The 2,398-nt window shown below is 51.5% G+C and carries 2 protein-coding genes; both read left to right on the forward strand.

Going from position 1 to position 2,398, the window contains the following annotated elements:
- The coding region (locus M1B34_RS32675; RefSeq protein WP_268267334.1) for an amino acid adenylation domain-containing protein at window positions 1-1,766 on the forward strand (1,766 nt) is incomplete at its 5' end.
- A 4-nt stretch (window positions 1,767-1,770) separates the two neighbouring features.
- Window positions 1,771-2,398 (forward strand): condensation domain-containing protein (locus M1B34_RS32680; protein WP_268267335.1); only part of this gene is annotated, 628 nt, incomplete at its 3' end.

The following is a 2,398-nucleotide window of genomic DNA, read 5'->3' on the forward strand; positions in this document are numbered from 1 at the left end:
GAGCGAATCGTCTTGCGCATTATCTGATCGAGTTGGGGGTTGGACCTGAGGTTTTGGTGGGGGTTGCGGCGCACCGTAGCCTAGAAATGGTTGTCGCATTGTTGGCTATTTTAAAGGCCGGCGGAGCCTATGTACCCCTGGATCCGGAGTACCCTCAGGATCGTTTGATGTACATGGTCCAGGACAGTGGTATCGAGTTGCTTTTGATCTCGGAGCATTTGATTGAAACATTGAATGTTGCTGCCGCCGTGAAGGTGTTGCCATTAAGAGCTCAAGATGATGAATGGCGAGTTTACAGTGAGGATAACCCTAACCTGAAGTTGGAGCCTGAGAACCTGGCTTATGTAATTTACACTTCTGGATCGACAGGACAGCCCAAGGGAGCAGGTAATAGACATTCGGCGCTGACGAATCGCTTGATTTGGATGCAGCAAGAATATGGTTTGGAGGTATCGGATACGGTCTTGCAGAAGACCCCATTCAGCTTTGACGTATCCGTCTGGGAATTCTTCTGGCCTTTGATGACAGGGGCTCGTCTAGCTATCGCTTTGCCGGGTGAGCACCGTGAGCCGGAAAAACTCGTTGAACTCATTCGTCGTGAGCAGGTAACGACTTTGCACTTTGTACCCTCCATGTTGCAGGTGTTCATGCAGGCGAGTGAGGTCGCAAGCTGCACAACACTTAAACGCATTATTTGCAGTGGAGAAGCATTGTCGGTCGATGTGCAGTCGCAGGTCCTAAACCTTCTCCCCCATGCTGGGTTATTCAACCTGTATGGTCCGACGGAAGCTGCGATTGATGTGACCCATTGGCGGTGTGTTGATGAAGGGCGTTCCAGTGTTCCGATCGGTCGAGCGATTGCCAACCTGTCGACTTACATTCTTGACCCGTATTTGGTTCCTGTTCCCGTTGGGAGCTTGGGTGAACTTTATCTGGGTGGTGCGGGCTTGGCCCGGGGTTATCACCAGCGTTCGATGCTGACGGCAGAGCGGTTTGTCGTCAGCCCTTTTGAAAAAGGTGCTCGACTATATCGCACCGGAGACTTGGCACGTCATCGGGCCAATGGGGTCATTGAGTATGTCGGTCGTACTGACCACCAGGTGAAAATTCGTGGTTTGCGCATCGAGTTGGGAGAAATTGAAGCCCGGATACTGGAACTGGAGTCTGTGCTTGAGGCAGTAGTTCTTGCGCAACCAGGGCCTGCTGGATTGCAACTGGTCAGTTACATAGTACCCAGTGTGGACATCGGCTTCGCTGATCCGGAGGACGCAAAGCCCCTGAAAAAATCGATGGTAAAACAGCTCAAAGAAACGCTTCCTGACTACATGATCCCAACGCATCTGCTTTTTATTCAGCATTTGCCGTTGACGCCGAATGGCAAGCTGGATCGCAAGTCCTTGCCTCTACCAGACATTAATCAACTACCTCGCGAATACGTGCCTGCCCTAAGTCCTTTGGAGCAGCAGATGGCTTCAATCTGGCAAAGCGTGCTCATGGTTGAGCAGGTCGGTATGACCGATAGCTTTTTTGATCTTGGGGGGCATTCCTTGCTTGCTGTACAGGTTTTGACTCGTGTCAAACAGCAGTTGAATGTTGATATCCCTGTCAAGACGCTGTTCCAGGCAGAGACTCTGCAAGCATTCTGTGAGCAAATCCAAGCCATCCTCGTGACCTCAAATGGCGTGCAGGACGAATTAGCTAAATCCCTGGAGGACCTTAAACGTCTATCAACTGATGAGTTGGAAAAGTTGATTTCTCAGGAGTAAAGGCATGCAGGCGTTAATCGAGTCAGTAGGACTACTGTCTCACCAGCAACGCAAGGCCTTGGCAATTATGCTCAAGGCAAAAGGGATAAACCTGTTCGATGTAGCTTCCATCTATAAAAGAACTCCGGAGGAGTCGCTGACGCTTTCCTATGCCCAGCAGCGACAGTGGTTCCTTTGGCAGATGGATCCTCACAGCGTTGCCTACCATATCCCGGTTGCTTTACGCCTGCGTGGAGTACTTGATCTGGCGGCGTTGCGCCGCAGTTTCCAGAGCCTGGTGACTCGCCACGAGACACTGCGCACTACCTTTGCGCATGACAACGGTTCTCCTTATCAAATCGTGCACGATCATATGGACTGTGAGGTGCACGTCGACACTCTGGTAGTCGATGAGACGCCACTGGAAACAGCCATAGCCGCATTTGTTGATCGGGAAATTCAGCAGCCTTTTGATCTGCTGACCGGCCCGTTGTTACGTGTGAAATTGTTGAAGCTGGCCGAGGATGATCACGTCCTGACGGTCGTTCAGCATCATGTGGTTTCCGATGGCGCATCCATGCAGGTGATGGTGGATGAGTTGATGGAGTTTTATGCCGGTTACAGCCAAGGGCATGAGGTTGTGCTGGCGGAGT

It is taken from the genome of Pseudomonas morbosilactucae, from assembly GCF_023241715.1.
Taxonomy (GTDB): domain Bacteria; phylum Pseudomonadota; class Gammaproteobacteria; order Pseudomonadales; family Pseudomonadaceae; genus Aquipseudomonas; species Aquipseudomonas morbosilactucae.